General features: G+C 71.6%; 1 pseudogene. It reads right to left on the bottom strand.

Annotated elements, in window-relative coordinates:
* Positions 1 to 468 (bottom strand): annotated as a pseudogene (locus GVL52_RS31945) (3-methylcrotonyl-CoA carboxylase); the annotation flags it as partial.

The raw sequence follows: 468 nt of genomic DNA, 5'->3' as shown, positions 1-468 counted from the left end.
GCCCGTGGCGGTAGACGGCCAGGCGGCCGGTGGCGGGCAGGAACTGGTTGTCCGGGTTCTCGGCGCAGATGCGCGCCTCGATCGCATGGCCGGTGATGCGCAGTTGCTCCTGCGCGAGCGGCAGCGGCTCGCCGGCCGCCACGCGCAGTTGCCACTCGACCAGATCCTGCCCGGTGATCGCCTCGGTCACCGGGTGCTCCACCTGCAGGCGCGTGTTCATCTCCATGAAGAAGAAGTCCATCGCGCCGCCCTCGCGCTGCTCGACGATGAACTCCACCGTGCCGGCGCCCACGTAGCCCACGGCCTGCGCGGCAGCCACCGCCGCCTCGCCCATGCGCGCGCGCATCTCGGGAGCCATGCCGGGGGCGGGGGCTTCCTCCAGCACCTTCTGGTGCCGGCGCTGCACGGAGCAGTCGCGCTCGAAGAGATAGACGCACCGGCCGTGCGCGTCGGCGAACACCTGGATCT

The organism is Rhizobium sp. 18055 (assembly GCF_902706285.1).
In the GTDB taxonomy this organism is placed as follows: Bacteria; Pseudomonadota; Alphaproteobacteria; order Rhizobiales; family Rhizobiaceae; genus Rhizobium.
This window is presented reverse-complemented; position numbering and strand designations above follow the sequence as displayed.